This window comes from Shewanella sp. S1-58-MNA-CIBAN-0166, from assembly GCF_040310085.1.
Lineage (GTDB): Bacteria > Pseudomonadota > Gammaproteobacteria > Enterobacterales > Shewanellaceae > Shewanella.
In genome coordinates this window covers 50,466-65,076 of record NZ_JBEOPN010000029.1, presented here as the reverse complement: position 1 = coordinate 65,076, position 14,611 = coordinate 50,466, and the positions used below count along the sequence as shown (strand labels likewise).

Here is a 14,611-nt window from a genome sequence, read left to right as displayed (position 1 = left end):
GGTCAAACATCCTTGCCAAAACGGTTTTGATATTTAGATCCGTAAAACACCTTAATAAAAATGACGTTATTGGATTATAGAGTCTGGGGACCCAATAACGCCTGAACTGTTATGTTAGCTGTCTTCCTTAACGGCTAACGGTAGAGCGATAAAGCGGCAAGGATGCAAGATATTTTGCGCTTATTTTTTATTAGAATGTTTGTTGCTGTGTTATCAACTTGCTGGGGGACGAGTTGTTAATACGATCAAACATCCTTGCCAAAACGGTTAATGTTACTAACTTGCCATTGTTTGTAATTGTTGACTTAACTGGGCAATCTTTTGTTGTAAATAGGCTATTTCTGATACGATCGCGCCCTTGCTTTCAGTTTGGCGACTATCGTTACTTCTCACCCATTGATAAACCGTTTTAGCCGACACGCCATATTGTTTTGCTACGTCGGATAATAATCGATTATGGTTTTTAACCTCATTAATCACTTGTCTTTGTAAGTCGATTGGATACTGTCTTGCATTTGACATATTCATCAAATAATTTCCTTCCGATTTATCTATGTTTACCTGAGCGAGTTTCAACTTCATCCCACTGACTGCAACCGAGATGTGCTAAGAAAAAAATGTTTTGGCGGCATTGTGCAATGACATTATTGACCATGACATTTATCGATATAATGCTACGTGTTACGGTTATTTTATTCATCGCTATCTCCTACAATTACAATGGACTGCTTAAAAAATAAACTACTACTTAGTAGGTACATATTTCTTATATGGAAAGCTTGTGCCAACTTTGATAAATATTTTTAGTTGTTATTTATCAGTGCATTACCTATTGCCTGTAGTTTTGTTATTTTTGCGTCGTCAACCAGATTGGTGCAATTGCACTAATGTGGTGAGCATGTGCTGCCGGCAACACATTACGGTTGTGATTGTCGTAGCGCAGTATGGATGACAAATATGGCAAAAAAAGGTCACCTTAATGACAAGATGAAGGCAAGGTTTTCACCGAATGAGTTGTTGCCAGTTGATGGTTTGAAAAACGTTAACAAAGTGAGGCTGCAGACATAGCTGCAAAAGTGATCAGAGTACTAAGCGCTTGGTAAATGAGCTTATGTGTGAAAAAGACTTATGTGTATAGCGACGCCGCCGAGGTCCGTAAAATTGCACTAGATAGCGCAATTTCGTTGGACGACATGATATGTACGATTTAAATCAATGATTTAGTGCATTAAAAATAATGTGGCTAGGCCCAAAAATGCAAATAAGCCAACGACATCGGTTACCGTCGTTAACACCATACCCCCCGCCAACGCAGGATCGATATTTAGCTTTTTTAACATTATGGGGATAGTGGCGCCAGCAAAGCCTGCTACCGTCATATTAATCAGCATGGCACTGCCAATTAATCCACCTAATGCGATGTCGTCTTTCCAAAGCCATACCGCAAAAAAGACCAATACAGACCACATTAAACCGTTCAATAATCCGATGCTTAATTCCTTACCAATTAACCATCGTGAGTTACTTTGGCCAATATGCCCAAGTGCAATCCCGCGGATGACGAGTGCTAGGGTTTGATTACCCGCAACACCTCCCATACTCGGTACAATGGTCATTAAAATTGCGATGGTGGCGAATTGCTCTAAGGTACCTTCAAACATGTTACTGACAGATGAGGCTAGTAATGCTGCAAATAGATTGATGGTTAGCCATAGAGAGCGTCTCAGAGTGCTTTTAAGCACAGGGCCAAAGGTATCTTCATCATCATCCATCCCTGCCATTCCCATCATTGAATGTTCGGCATCCTCGCGGATGACATCAATAACATCATCGATAGTAATTCGACCAAGTAATTTTGCTTGGCTGTCGACGACTGGGGCAGATATCCAATCCATCCGTTCAAATTTTTGCGCCACATCTTTATCGGACATCTCTACAGGAATACTTTCTAATTCTGTGTCCATAATACTGCGGACCGTTACACTTGGATCGCATGTGAGTAAATCAGCTAATCTTACTCCGCCTAAAACATGATCATGGCGATCCACAACATATAAAGTATCAGTCGTATCAGGTAAATTTCCCCGTTGACGTAAATAGCGTAATACCACTTCGATATTGACATCTGGTCTTAGGGTGACGGTATCAGTATTCATGATACTGCCGGCAGTATCATCTGGGTAACGCAATGCTTGCTCTACTCTATCCCGGTCTTGGCTTCGCATTGATTTGAGCACTTTCTTGTAAACATCATCGGGTAAACTGCGAAGAATATAGGCCATGTCATCTGTATCCATGCCTATTGTGGCCTGGGCAAGCTTCTCTGGTGTCATGCTGCTAATAAGTGAATCTTTAAGTTCTTCACCTAATTCGTCAAGAATTTCCCCAGCATATTGTTGGTCAATGAGTTGCCATAACACCTGACGATTTTTGGGCGGTGATGATTCGAGAATAAGGGCGACATCGTTAGGTGACATGGTATGTAGCATGTTACGGGCATGGACAAACAGACCACTGTCTAGTGCTTGAACGAGTTGATTGAGACGTTGTTCTGTTATCTCATTGTCTAGGTACTCTTTACCCATATATCTACTTCCTATTCGTCATACTTATATTATTCAGTATGTCATTATTCTGGGTTTCTCAGGTTGTACAGTTCAAGGCGTATAAATGCAGAAATAGCTGTCTTTACGTAAGACAATGAAATGCAGAAATAAAATACTTAAATGACTTCTGCGGTGAAATTCTGCAGCAGCCAATGCTGCTTTACATACTATAGACGTACCACGTCACGGAAACAGAGTTGCACTGGATCCGTTGCTAGAAGCGGTAATGTCTTTATCATGTTAAACGCTAACTCCCGCAGAATGAACTGATACTAATGAGATTGGTATCAACTGCGAGAGATAAACCTAAGGGCTAATATTTTTGAGGGACTGATGTCTACTGGTGATCATCAATGTCGTGACAGTTTGGTTAGTATGGCCTAGTCATTTAGAGGCCGCATAAAATAAGGATGACGGTGGCTTAAAGCATGAGTAACTTGCAGCTATTCACACATTACAGGCTATTTATAAATTCAATGCGATTAAAAAATTAACAAGATTCATCAAATTTAGCATTAATGAGATCACACACTGCGTTTAATGCCACTTCAGCATCTGGGCCTTGAGCTGTCACCGTAATCATTTTACCGATACCACTTTCAAGCATTAATAGCCCAAGTACGCTAGCTGCGCTGGCGTTTTTTTCGCCTTGAGTTAAGGTGATGTTAGCATCAAAATCCGCCGCTAACATCGCGAGTTTTGTGGCGGCACGGGCGTGTAACCCCAATTTATTTGAAATGGTCACTTGGCGTTCAAGTTTGATCATTGACGCGATCCTATGCTCACTTAGTTATTAGTATCACTGATATTTAATTCTCTGTGGCGAGCATTAACCGTGTGTTTACTGCCTTGTCGAAATCGTTTTGCTAATTGATCTGCAATATATACCGAACGGTGCTGACCACCAGTACAACCAATCGCGATGGTAAGGTAACTGCGATTGTTACGTTCTAAATGCGGCATCCAAGTTTCAAATAGGTTTTCAATTTGCCAAATAAATTTATTAACTAATGGCTGACGACCTAAAAATTCTTGTACGGGCTCGTCTAAACCCGTAAATGGACGCAGTTCTATTTCCCAATGTGGGTTGGGTAAAAAGCGTACATCAAACATAAAATCTGCTTCTGTCGGCATGCCGTGTTTAAAGCCAAAAGATTCAAAGTTAATCACTAACTCTTTATCAACACTGCCTAATAATATTTGCCTAACTTGGTCGCTTAATTCGTAGATATTTAGCGCAGAAGTGTCGATATAGTGATCAACAATTTTTGCGATAGGCTCAAGTAAACGGCCTTCTAGTTTTATCGCTTCTTGCAGTGAAATATGATTTTTAGATAACGGGTGTAATCGACGTGTTTCGCTGTAACGTTTAAGCAATACTTTGTCATTGGAATTTAAAAAGAAACTGATAATTTCAGTGTCATTTTGAAGTAGTGCCAATTGGTCTTGAAGCACTTTACCTTGTTCTGCAATGTTACGAACATCAACGCTAATCGCAACCAAATCATTACTGCCTTTAAGCTGGGCTAATAATGTGCCAATGAGTGGTAAAGGCAAATTATCAACACAATAATATCCTAGGTCTTCTAATACTCTCAGGGCAACGGATTTCCCTGAGCCTGAACGTCCCGATACTATAACTAGTTTCATGCAGTAATAACCTGATAAAGTTCTGTTGCGTCGTGAGTTTTACGAAGCTGTTTCAATATTTGCTTATCGCTTAACTTTTGGGCCATGCTCGATAACGTGCCTAAATGTTGTTGGCACTGGTCTGCAGGGACTAACAAAGCAAATAAAAGATCCACGGGTTGCTTATCGATTGCATCAAAGGCAATGGCTTCTTCACATTTAATAAATATCGCGATAGGGTGATCGATGGTCGTTAATCTACCATGAGGTATCGCAATGCCATTTCCTATACCTGTGCTACCCATTTTCTCTCTCGCTAACAGGCTTTCAAAAACCTCTTGCGAAGACAGGGTTGGGTACTGGGCAGCGACTAAATTGCTGATGAGTTCCAGTACTTTTTTCTTACTGCCCGGTGTGGCACAGGTAGTGCATTCCGGCTGCAGAATGGTACAAAGTTCCATCGTTAGTGTTTTGTATTCTTCTCTTTGTGTTTAATTACCTGACGGTCGAGTTTATCGATCAGGGCGTCTATTGCAGCATACATATCAGTACTTTCTGACATTGCAAAAATTTCTGCGCCATTAATGTTGATTTTGGCTTCTGCTTTTTGTTGTAATTTTTCTACATTGAGCACAACGTGTACATTATGGATCTGATCGAAGTGTCGTTCAAGCTTTGAAAATTTACTGTGGATGTATTCACGTAAAGATTCTGTTATTTCGACATGACGTCCAGTCAGACTTATTTGCATAAAAAATCCTCCATTGCCTAGTAGGTTATAAACTCTTACGTTGGTTTGAGGGCGGGATCATCATTGCTTCACGGTATTTTGCTATCGTACGACGAGCAACGTTTATGCCCTGTTCTGCCAGAAGCTGAGCCATTTTACTGTCACTCAGTGGTTTTTTCTGGTTTTCTGCGGCAACCAGCTTTTTGATAAAAGCACGAATGGCCGTTGATGAGCATTCCCCGCCATCGTCAGTACTGACATGGCTAGAGAAGAAGTATTTTAGTTCAAATAATCCTCGAGGGGTGTGCATATATTTTTGTGTGGTGACTCGTGAAATGGTCGATTCATGCATTTCTACGGCTTCAGCGATATCATTGAGCACCATAGGCTTCATGGCTTCTTCGCCATATTCAAAAAAGCCTTGCTGAAATTGCACAATGCAATTTGCCACTTTAAGTAAAGTATCATTACGGCTTTCAATACTTTTAATAAACCATTTAGCCTCTTGCAGATGGCCTCGAATAAATTGACTATCCGACGGGTTTTTACTGCCTCTAGCCATGGCCGCGTATTGTTGATTAACACCAATTTTAGGCATGTTGTCTGGGTTTAACTCTACTACCCAACGGCCATTTTTCTTTAATACTGTGACATCGGGAATCACGTATTCATCATCCATGGGGGTAATTAATAAGCCCGGACGAGGATTGAGTGTCTGGATTAAAGTGATTGCGTCACGTAACTCATTTTCTTTTAGTTTTGTTTTACGCATCAATAATCTGAAATCACGGCCAGCAATTAACTCTAAATAGCCTTTAATTAACAAACGGGCATTATCGATATGGGGTGTGTCGTTAGAGTATTGCGCTAATTGAATAAATAGGCATTCACTTAAATCACGTGCAGCAACACCCACAGGGTCAAAGTGTTGAACGCGTTTTAATACCGCTTCAACCTCATCGAGTTCCACATTTTCATCACCCATGGCTTCGAGAATATCTTCGGTACTTTGGGTTAAATAACCGCGTTCATCAATGGCATCAATAATGGCGGTGGCAATGGCGAGATCGGTGTCTGAAAATGGAGTGAGATTTTTTTGCCATTCTAAGTGTTCGTACAAACCTTCGGTGGTTTCACCTTGAAAGGGCATGTCGTCATCGCGCATGCTTGCACTGCCCGAACCTGACATAGGTGAGGCTGTGTATACTTCATCCCATGTGGTATCCATGGCTAAATCATCCATGGTTTCTTTGGTCATGGATTCTGTTATGTCGACGGTGGAAGTGTCTTTTTCGACATTAACAATACTGTTGTCACTAAAGTCTGTATCCGCTTGGTCGCGGTTTTCTTTTAAGGAGTCTTTTGCTTCAGAAAACTCATCTTCTATTTCAAGCAATGGATTTGAATCTAATGCTTGTTGGATTTCCTGCTGTAGCTCCAATGACGATAATTGCAGTAAGCGAATGGCTTGCTGCAATTGTGGGGTCATGGTTAAGTGTTGACCCATTTTAAGTTGGAGTGACGCTTTCATTTACCGCTTATCCCTAGATGATTTTCCATAAAAATGACAATCTCGAACTGTAATGGATTGCCATAAACATCAATGACATTTAACGTTGTTTAGGTATCGTTCAATGAAATGAGTTAGCTAGACTAAAAGGCCAGTAAAGTAACTATAGCTTGAATTGTTCACCTAAGTACACAGCTCGAACTTGTTGATTACTTAATATCTCATCAGGTGTGCCTTCGGCAATTAAATTACCCTGGCTGACGATATAGGCTCGCTCACAAACGTCTAGCGTTTCACGTACGTTATGGTCGGTAATTAATACCCCTAAACCGCGATTTTTAAGTTGTTGGATGATTTTTTTAATGTCGATGACCGAAATAGGATCAACACCAGCAAAGGGCTCATCAAGCAAAATAAATTTTGGATTAGCAGCTAAAGCGCGCGCAATTTCAACTCGACGACGTTCGCCACCCGATAACGACATACCTTGGCTGTCGCGTATGTGAGTAATGTGGAACTCTTCGAGTAGATGCTCAAGTTGCTCAATACGTTGGTCTGTGCTGAGCTCCTTGCGAGTTTGTAGTACGGCCATTATGTTGTCGTAAACGGTAAGCTTGCGGAAAATACTGGCTTCTTGTGGTAAGTAACCTATACCTTTGCGGGCGCGCAAATGCATTGGATCGGCAGTAAGGTCGTCATCGTCAATCAATATTCGGCCTTTATCGCTTTTTACTAAGCCGACAACCATATAAAAGGTGGTGGTTTTGCCTGCACCATTGGGGCCTAAAAGACCGACAATTTGGCCTGTTTTAACCGTTAAACTCACATCTTTAACAACTTGACGAGCTTTATAGCTTTTAGCTAGATTTTCAGCGGTTAAGGTAATTTGGGTCATGGTTTGATCTGCTTGTTAACAGGAATTTCAGGGAGTTTTTGCTTTGGCGCCGACTCGTCTTGGAAATTCTCTGGTTGAATGATGGTGATTACCCGATCTTGCCCTGTACCAGTACTTTCGGCAATCAGCTCTTGAGCACTGATGTTGTACTTGATTTTATTACCGGTAACCTGGCTACCTGATTGATCAAGTTTGGCGTTGCCAGTCAATGTGAGTGTAGTGGTGGCAAGGTCATAGCTAATTTCGTTAGCACTTGCGGTACCAATTTTACCGTCATCTAATTCTTGTGAAAATGTAGCCGGGGTGCCAGTAGCAATTAATCTCTTACTGGTGGTGTTTTCAGGGGTAAACGCCCGTAACTGATCTGCATTGATATTAATCGTGCCTTGGACAATCGTTACCGGACCATTAAAAACAATTTGATTATTCTTAATGTCGGCAGACTGACTGACTGAAGCGATTTTCAATTCTTGTTTCAGATCCCCTTGTTTCGCTATGGCAGGCAAACTCAATATACAAAGTATGCTACTTAATAACATAACATTGGCGCGAGTGTGGAGACGATTAATGTGGCTCATATGTTCCTTCTACCTGGCTTAGTAGCGATAATTTTTGCGAATTCAAGTCAGCATGTAGGCCTAAACCTTGAATAATAAACCCTTTACCTTTGATGTACACCATCTCTTGTGAGGATCCTATCATAGTGGTTAAATCCACCGTAATAGCTTGGGTACTCAGTGACTGCAGGGGTTCTTCTATATCAATGGCATCAATAATAACATTATTTTCTAATGTGACTTTGCTGGTATTTTTATTCAATTGCCCACGGTCTGCACTTAATTGCCATTGTGCTTTACCGTTTTCAGGGTAAATGAGGTAAATAGGTTTGGTAAAGTGAGTGATGTCACTTGAGGCGTAATGCTCCATGTGTTCGGCGCTGACTCGACTTTCGACGAAACCTAGTTGATTGAATTCTGTAGTGCGTAGGTTATCTGCAACAAAATCTGGGCGCTCAATACCGCGTATTTGTACCGCATCCATTTCACTGCGTTTTACTTGTGCTTGCCAGTACAATATAAAAGCAAGCCCAAAAAAAGCAATAATACCTAGCGTGACTCTACTCATATACTCATACCATGAGCACTGGCAAATTTATCTTGGCTTAATAGTAATAAATCGGTGAGTTCACGCAGTGCGCCGTGGCCACCATTGAGGGTGGTTGTCATATGGCACTGTTGTTTGACAAACGGATGACCATCACCGACACAAACGGCTAGTCCTACGGCTTTCATTACTGGTAGGTCTACCATGTCATCGCCAATGTAAGCCACTTCATCAGCAGTCACATTATAGAGCGACAATAATTGCTCAAAAGGCTCAAATTTATTATCAATACCTTGATAAATATGTGTTACACCTAATGCCGTCATGCGGTTTTCAACAATCTTGGATTTACGTCCTGTTATCACGGCAACATGGATACCACTGGTAAGCAAAGAACGCACACCATAACCGTCACGAGTGTGGAACGCTTTGAGTTCTTCACCTGCATTACTGAGGTAAATACGTCCATCTGAAAATACTCCATCGACATCACAGATTAACAGTTTGATTTTTTGAGCTCGTTGCCAAATATCATTGCTGACAGGGCCGTAAAATCCTTGGTGAAACGAGGTTGATTCTGACATGATTAAATGACTCCAGCTTTAACCATATCGAGCATGTTTAATGCTCCGATCGGTTGATGTTTTTCATTAACGACAATCAGTCCGTTGATGCTCTTTTCATCCATGATTTGCAGTGCTTGTGCGGCTAAAATCCCCGCAGGGCAGGTCACACAATTTTCGGTCATAACCTGGGCAATAGGAGTGATTCGAAGATTCACGTCTGCATCGATAACCCGGCGTAAATCACCATCGGTAAAAATGCCCACAAGTTTATTGGCATGGTCGACTACTGCCGTCATGCCAAGGCCCTTTTTAGATATTTCATAAAGTGCCTCAGTAATACAAATATCATCATTGACGATCGGTAAATCATCGTCTTTATGCATGACATCGTCGACTTTTAGAAGTAATTTTCTTCCAAGAGAGCCACCAGGGTGTGATAAGGCAAAGTCATCACGAGTAAAACCTTTTGCTTGTAATAAAGCAATGGCTAATGCATCGCCCATAGCAAGTGTTGCAGTGGTGCTGGAAGTGGGTGCTAATCCTAATGGACATGCTTCTTCTTGCACTTGAATGCATAAATGGATTTTGGATAAACGCGCCATATTGGAGTCTGGTTTACCGGTCACCGCAATCACTGGTACACCCATACGTTGGATAACAGGCATTAATGTCAGTATTTCGCTTGATTCACCAGAGTTGGAAATGGCGAGTACAATGTCATTTTTGGCTAATGCGCCCAAATCACCATGACTGGCTTCACCAGGGTGAACAAAAAATGCCGGTGTGCCGGTGCTGGCAAAGGTTGCGGATATTTTGTTACCAATATGACCTGATTTGCCCATCCCCATGACAATCACTTTACCTTTACACTGCATGATCAATTGACATGCTTGGTCAAACTCAACCGAGTCTACATATTGATATAAATTATCTAAGGCAGCTTTTTCTATATCAATGACTTTACGACCCCATTGTCGAAATTGAGTGTGATTTACCATACGACTCTCTCTGTTAGCTTAATACTTTACCTTCATGCTCCAATCTAATGCGACTGAAAGACAACAATTTGGTACGCAATAAAGGTGATTAATAATAGTGCGCCATGCCAGCGAGTAAGTTGTTGCTTAGCGCCACTGGATAATACTAAAACGGCTAATGCTGCACTGGTGCCTAATACCATATAGAAGTCTCTTCCACTGGCTGAAGCATCTATTTCACCAGGGGAGATCAATCCTGGTAGTGCCAGTACCGCAAGAATGTTAAACAAGTTAGACCCAACAATGTTACCAATGACAAGGTCGTGTTCTTTTTTTAATACTCCAGCAATACAGGCCGCTAATTCTGGTAGGCTGGTTCCTACTGCGATAATGGTTAAGCCAATCACCAGATCTGACAACCCATAAAACGTTGCAATACCTACAGCGCCATCGACCATCCAACTTGCTGATAGGGGGAGCAATATAATACCGACAACCAGCCAAATGATAGCATGAAAGGTTGGCACATTTTTAGGGATCTCAGATTCAAGTTTATCATCTAAGCTGTCTGGGGTTTTGTCATGAGTAGCTTGCCAAATGAAATATCCCATCAACAACAAAAGTAATGCAATAAGCATGATACCTTCTGTTTGTGTCAACACATTATCATGCAAGGTGTAACCGGCAAATACCGTAGCAGCAAGCATGATAGGTATTTCGCGTTTTAAGGTCTTCGAATCTAAGCTAATGGCACCTAGTAAGGCTGTTAATCCTAAAATTAAGGTAATGTTAGCAATGTTTGAGCCCAATACGTTACCAATGGCGGTATCACGCATGCCATCCATTGATGCGGTGGCCGCAACAAACATTTCAGGTGCAGAGCTACCCATAGCAACAATGGTGAGTCCAATTAACATCGGAGGTAAGCCTAAGTTGCGGGCAAATGCCGCCGCTCCATAGACAAATCTATCCGCACTCCAAACTAAAACAGCAAGGCCAACAACTAACATTAGGATATTAACTAGCATGTGATTCCGATAGTAGTATTTAATTAACGACTATTTTCGCTGGATTTTTATCAAATTGAAAGCATTGCACAGTAATTGCTCCGGTAATGAAGCGTGTTGATATGGATATAGTTGTCGCTTAATCGACAATTACAGTACAATTTGCGCTTCAACTTAAAGCAAGGAAGGCTGTTATCTCCTCAACGCCAATGTCTGATATGAGCAAATCAAGTAATAAACCTTTGGTCGAAGTTAACCATTTAGCGTTTAGCCATGGTTCACATGTGATTTATGAAGATATTTCTTTGTCGATTCCCAAAGGTAAAGTAACCGCTATCATGGGTCCCAGCGGTATCGGTAAAACCACCCTATTAAAATTGATTGGCGGACAGTTAACCCCCAACAGTGGGCAAGTTTTATTCGATGGCCATGATATACATAAGCTTAAACGCAAAGATCTGTTTGAATTGCGTAAGCGCATGAGTATGCTATTTCAAAGTGGTGCAATGTTTACCGACCTTAATGTTTTCGATAATGTCGCGTTTGCATTAAGAGAGCATTCTGGATTACCTGAAGAGATTATCCGCTCCATTGTATTGATGAAGCTGCAAGCTGTCGGACTTCGCGGTGCCGCGTATATGATGCCTAATGAGTTATCTGGTGGTATGCAGCGTCGAGCCGCATTGGCGCGAGCGATTGCACTTGAACCTGAGATGGTGCTGTACGATGAGCCCTTTGCCGGACAAGATCCTATTTCAATGGGCATGCTAGTAAAACTTATTCGTGAGTTGTCGGATTCATTAAAACTCACTTCAGTAGTGGTTTCTCATGATGTAGATGAAGTATTAGGTATTGCAGATTATGTCTATGTGATAGCCGATAAAAAAGTCATTGCACATGGAACACCAGAGCAATTACGTCAATCTGACAATCCACAACTGGTCCAGTTTATCAAAGGCGCGCCAGATGGCCCTGTGCCATTCCATTATCCTGCAGAGGATTATCAAGAGGAGCTACTTCGTGGGCGTAATTGATTATATTGCCGACACCGGCAAATATGCACTGAGATTGGTGCAGGGTTATGGTCGAGCGGGCATCATGTTATGGCGCGCGATTGCGCATTTTCCTAACATCAAAAAAGGTACCCCATTACTGATTAAGCAAGTTTATGTGCTTGGTGTTCGTTCAATGGTCATCATTTTAGTGTCCGGTTTGTTTATTGGCATGGTATTGGCTCTGCAGGGATATAATATTTTAGTTGGGTTTGGCACTGAAGAAAGCTTAGGCCCAATGGTAGCGTTAAGCTTATTACGCGAACTTGGGCCTGTCGTTGCTGCATTATTATTTGCCGGACGAGCAGGTTCAGCGTTAACCGCCGAAATAGGCTTAATGAAATCGACAGAGCAATTGTCGAGTTTAGAGATGATGGCGATAGACCCATTAAGGCAAATCATCGCACCGCGTTTTTGGGCGGGTGTCATTAGCATGCCATTACTGGCGTTAATGTTCAGTCTAGTGGGTATTTTAGGTGGGCACTTAGTCGGTGTTGAATGGAAGGGCATTGATAGTGGTGCGTTTTGGTCTATTCTTCAAGCATCGGTTGAGTGGCGACAAGATATTGTTAACTGTTTGATAAAAAGTGCTATTTTTGGTGTGGTGGTGACATGGATAGCCTTGTACCGAGGTTATGAAGTTCAACCCAATCCAGAAGGCATCAGTCGTGCGACAACCTCAACGGTTGTGCAGGCAAGCTTAGCTGTTTTAGCGCTGGACTTTTTGCTTACGGCAATCATGTTTGGAAATTAAGATTTTTTCATTGTTTAGATTAATTTAAGTGGTTTAATAGTATGTTGACACGGAAAATAGAGTTATTAGTAGGTGTATTTTTATTGTCAGGTTTGTTGGCATTTTGCGTATTAGTATTCAACGTTGCTAATGTGAAAGTAAAATCCAATGCCCAGACTTATACCTTGGTGGCTGAGTTTAATAATATCGGTGGCCTAAAAGTACGTTCGCCGGTAAAAGTTGGCGGAGTCGTTGTCGGACGCGTGACTGATGTTACCCTTGATAGTCATAAATTAGTGCCTGTTGTGACGTTAACAATGGATAAGCGTTTTGATAAATTCCCCGAAACCAGCAGTTTGGCCATTTTGACTTCAGGGTTACTTGGGGAGCAGTTTATTGGTCTAACACCTGGATTTATGGACGATGATATTTCGATGCTTGCCGATGGTGATAAAGTACATGACACGCGTGGTGCATTGATTTTAGAAGATTTAATTGGTCAGCTGTTATACAGCATGTCATCTAAAGATAAATAGGATCCCTATTATGAAAACGTTTTTTAGTCGTGTTATAGCTTTATGCCTAGTGGGCAGCGCTGTTATCAGCCAAGGTGCTACGGCTGCTAATGATGAGGTGAATACTAGTGATCCTTATGAGATGATCAAACAAGTAGCCAATATGACCTTTGATCGGTTTAAATCAGATAAAGAATTAATTAATGCCGATTTAAGTCATTTAAAAGTGATTGTACGTGAAGAGCTTATGCCTTACGTCGATTATAAATACGCTGCGTATAAAGTCATGGGGCAGTATTTAAGTGATACCACCGTAGATCAACGTAATCGTTTTGTTGAGGCTTTCGAAGGCTATTTAGTCGCAACTTATGCTCAAGCATTAACAGAATATACCGATCAAAAAGTGGCCTTTGATCCGCCGAGTGATTTTAGCGACGAAAAAATAGTTGAAGTAAACGTGCAGATTATCGAAAAAGGTCGTCCACCGATTAAAATTCAATTTAAAGCGCGTCGTCTGAAAGACAACACTTGGAAAGCATTTGATTTAGTGGCGGAAGGGGTGAGTTTACTCGCCTCTAAACAGTCTGAAATTTCAAACTTAATCCGTCAGCAAGGTATTGAAGCGGTGATTACAATGTTGAATGATAAAACCCAACAGAATATTGATCGCCAACCAGCAAAAGAAGCAGCAGCTGCGTGATTACCTTTAATCAACAAGAGCAACGTTGCATTGTCAGCGGTCGGTTAACACAAGATGATGTAAAACAATTGTGGCCTAAACGCCATGAATTGTTTACTGCATCTACTCAAGTGGTAGACTTATCAGCATTGGAATACGTCGACAGTGCAGGTGTTGCATTGTTATTAGCGTTTATCAAACTACATGCTTCAAGTAGCCAAGAAACAAGTGTGTCACGTCAATTGGTTAATCCAAGTGATCAGCTCAAGAAAATGATTGAGCTTTATGATTTAGACGCTTTTTTCAGCCAAATATAGTCTCAAATAGTAAAGGTAATTGATTTCATGGAATGCAAGGTTATTGAACAGATTTTAACAGAGGCGTTGTCGCTAACAGAAGCACATGTGACCTCTGATGGCAGCCATTACAAAGTGGTCGCCGTGGGTGAATGCTTCGAAGGCATGAGCCGTGTAAAACAGCAGCAGGCGATTTATACTCCTTTAGCTGAGCAAATTGCCAGTGGTGAATTGCACGCGTTAACGATTAAAACTTTTACGCCTACCCAGTGGAAGCGTGAAAAACTTTTCAATATGTAACAACTGAGACTC

General features: G+C 41.4%; 20 protein-coding genes. 6 read left to right on the top strand and 14 right to left on the bottom strand.

The features are described from left to right. Nucleotides 1-276: 276 nt before the first annotated feature. The 14 genes from AAEY99_RS16590 to AAEY99_RS16525 form a co-directional block, all read right to left on the bottom strand. Nucleotides 277-528 carry a transposase gene (locus tag AAEY99_RS16590; protein ID WP_101085179.1) on the bottom strand — a complete coding sequence of 84 codons (252 nt, stop codon included), beginning with the start codon at nucleotides 526-528 and terminating at the stop codon, nucleotides 277-279. A gap of 19 nt (nucleotides 529-547) precedes the next feature. Beyond that, complete coding sequence (locus tag AAEY99_RS16585) at nucleotides 548-700, bottom strand: hypothetical protein (RefSeq protein ID WP_157822764.1); 153 nt, start codon at nucleotides 698-700, stop codon at nucleotides 548-550. A gap of 520 nt (nucleotides 701-1,220) precedes the next feature. Further along, on the bottom strand, nucleotides 1,221-2,585 hold the full coding sequence (mgtE, locus tag AAEY99_RS16580; protein ID WP_162023894.1) for a magnesium transporter: 1,365 nt from the start codon (nucleotides 2,583-2,585) through the stop codon (nucleotides 1,221-1,223). 511 nt (nucleotides 2,586-3,096) lie between these two features. Beyond that, nucleotides 3,097-3,372 carry an HPr family phosphocarrier protein gene (locus AAEY99_RS16575; RefSeq protein WP_101085181.1) on the bottom strand — a complete coding sequence of 92 codons (276 nt, stop codon included), beginning with the start codon at nucleotides 3,370-3,372 and terminating at the stop codon, nucleotides 3,097-3,099. 20 nt (nucleotides 3,373-3,392) lie between these two features. Then, on the bottom strand, nucleotides 3,393-4,256 hold the full coding sequence (rapZ, locus tag AAEY99_RS16570) for an RNase adapter RapZ (RefSeq protein WP_101085182.1): 864 nt from the start codon (nucleotides 4,254-4,256) through the stop codon (nucleotides 3,393-3,395). Then, complete coding sequence (gene ptsN / locus AAEY99_RS16565) at nucleotides 4,253-4,696, bottom strand: PTS IIA-like nitrogen regulatory protein PtsN (protein ID WP_011638816.1); 444 nt, start codon at nucleotides 4,694-4,696, stop codon at nucleotides 4,253-4,255. The genes rapZ and ptsN overlap by 4 nt, the downstream gene beginning before the upstream one ends. 2 nt (nucleotides 4,697-4,698) lie before the next feature. Next, nucleotides 4,699-4,986 (bottom strand): ribosome hibernation promoting factor, encoded by a 288-nt coding sequence (gene hpf, locus AAEY99_RS16560; protein WP_101085183.1) that lies wholly within the window; start codon nucleotides 4,984-4,986, stop codon nucleotides 4,699-4,701. Between the two features lie 25 nt (nucleotides 4,987-5,011). Next, nucleotides 5,012-6,496 (bottom strand): RNA polymerase factor sigma-54, encoded by a 1,485-nt coding sequence (locus AAEY99_RS16555; RefSeq protein WP_182743136.1) that lies wholly within the window; start codon nucleotides 6,494-6,496, stop codon nucleotides 5,012-5,014. A gap of 142 nt (nucleotides 6,497-6,638) precedes the next feature. Further along, nucleotides 6,639-7,370, bottom strand: a complete 732-nt coding sequence (gene lptB, locus AAEY99_RS16550) for an LPS export ABC transporter ATP-binding protein (protein WP_011638813.1) — start codon at nucleotides 7,368-7,370, stop codon at nucleotides 6,639-6,641. Then, entirely contained in the window at nucleotides 7,367-7,948 is a 582-nt protein-coding gene (gene lptA, locus AAEY99_RS16545; protein ID WP_101085184.1) for a lipopolysaccharide transport periplasmic protein LptA, read from the bottom strand. Before lptA ends, lptB begins: the two co-directional genes overlap by 4 nt. Then, nucleotides 7,935-8,495 (bottom strand): LPS export ABC transporter periplasmic protein LptC, encoded by a 561-nt coding sequence (lptC, locus tag AAEY99_RS16540; protein WP_101085185.1) that lies wholly within the window; start codon nucleotides 8,493-8,495, stop codon nucleotides 7,935-7,937. The genes lptA and lptC overlap by 14 nt, the downstream gene beginning before the upstream one ends. Then, nucleotides 8,492-9,058 (bottom strand): 3-deoxy-manno-octulosonate-8-phosphatase KdsC, encoded by a 567-nt coding sequence (kdsC, locus tag AAEY99_RS16535; protein ID WP_162023893.1) that lies wholly within the window; start codon nucleotides 9,056-9,058, stop codon nucleotides 8,492-8,494. The genes lptC and kdsC overlap by 4 nt, the downstream gene beginning before the upstream one ends. A gap of 2 nt (nucleotides 9,059-9,060) precedes the next feature. Beyond that, nucleotides 9,061-10,038 (bottom strand): KpsF/GutQ family sugar-phosphate isomerase, encoded by a 978-nt coding sequence (locus AAEY99_RS16530; RefSeq protein ID WP_101085187.1) that lies wholly within the window; start codon nucleotides 10,036-10,038, stop codon nucleotides 9,061-9,063. A gap of 44 nt (nucleotides 10,039-10,082) precedes the next feature. Next, nucleotides 10,083-11,045 carry a calcium/sodium antiporter gene (locus AAEY99_RS16525; protein WP_182743139.1) on the bottom strand — a complete coding sequence of 321 codons (963 nt, stop codon included), beginning with the start codon at nucleotides 11,043-11,045 and terminating at the stop codon, nucleotides 10,083-10,085. 188 nt (nucleotides 11,046-11,233) lie between these two features. Here AAEY99_RS16525 and AAEY99_RS16520 point away from each other — a divergent pair, with 188 nt between their 5' ends. The 6 genes from AAEY99_RS16520 to AAEY99_RS16495 are packed head-to-tail and all read left to right on the top strand — an operon-like array spanning nucleotide 11,234 to nucleotide 14,599. After that, complete coding sequence (locus AAEY99_RS16520; protein ID WP_350979554.1) at nucleotides 11,234-12,058, top strand: ATP-binding cassette domain-containing protein; 825 nt, start codon at nucleotides 11,234-11,236, stop codon at nucleotides 12,056-12,058. Beyond that, on the top strand, nucleotides 12,045-12,830 hold the full coding sequence (gene mlaE / locus AAEY99_RS16515) for a lipid asymmetry maintenance ABC transporter permease subunit MlaE (protein ID WP_101085190.1): 786 nt from the start codon (nucleotides 12,045-12,047) through the stop codon (nucleotides 12,828-12,830). The genes AAEY99_RS16520 and mlaE overlap by 14 nt, the downstream gene beginning before the upstream one ends. A gap of 41 nt (nucleotides 12,831-12,871) precedes the next feature. After that, complete coding sequence (gene mlaD / locus AAEY99_RS16510; RefSeq protein ID WP_101085191.1) at nucleotides 12,872-13,345, top strand: outer membrane lipid asymmetry maintenance protein MlaD; 474 nt, start codon at nucleotides 12,872-12,874, stop codon at nucleotides 13,343-13,345. 10 nt (nucleotides 13,346-13,355) lie between these two features. Further along, on the top strand, nucleotides 13,356-14,024 hold the full coding sequence (locus AAEY99_RS16505) for an MlaC/ttg2D family ABC transporter substrate-binding protein (RefSeq protein ID WP_194956034.1): 669 nt from the start codon (nucleotides 13,356-13,358) through the stop codon (nucleotides 14,022-14,024). Next, complete coding sequence (locus AAEY99_RS16500; protein WP_101085192.1) at nucleotides 14,021-14,320, top strand: STAS domain-containing protein; 300 nt, start codon at nucleotides 14,021-14,023, stop codon at nucleotides 14,318-14,320. Before AAEY99_RS16505 ends, AAEY99_RS16500 begins: the two co-directional genes overlap by 4 nt. 27 nt (nucleotides 14,321-14,347) lie before the next feature. Continuing rightward, a complete protein-coding gene (locus AAEY99_RS16495; protein ID WP_011638802.1) occupies nucleotides 14,348-14,599 on the top strand; it encodes a BolA family protein in 252 nt (83 codons plus the stop codon). Nucleotides 14,600-14,611 lie beyond the last annotated feature (12 nt).